Raw genomic sequence first — 315 nt, 5'->3', positions numbered from 1 at the left:
TTAACGAGAGTTCTCTCGATCACCTTAGGATTCTCTCCTCGCCTACCTGTGTCGGTTTGCGGTACGGGCACCATTTTCCTCGCTAGAAGCTTTTCTAGGCAGTGTGGAATCAGGAACTTCGGTACTTTATTTCCCTCGCCATCACAGCTCAGCCTTATGACAAGCGGATTTGCCTGCTTGCCGGCCTAACTGCTTGGACGCGCATATCCAACAGCGCGCTTGCCCTATCCTCCTGCGTCCCTCCATTGCTCAAACGGAAAAGAGGTGGTACAGGAATCTCAACCTGTTGTCCATCGCCTACGCCTTTCGGCCTCG

At 53.3% G+C, this 315-nt stretch carries 1 rRNA gene; it reads right to left on the bottom strand.

Annotated features, from left to right (window positions below):
* Positions 1-315 (bottom strand): 23S ribosomal RNA (locus tag ACQCV8_RS20190); the annotation flags it as partial.

The organism is Metabacillus sp. 84, assembly GCF_050107715.1.
GTDB lineage: Bacteria > Bacillota > Bacilli > Bacillales > Bacillaceae > Metabacillus_B.
This window is presented reverse-complemented; position numbering and strand designations above follow the sequence as displayed.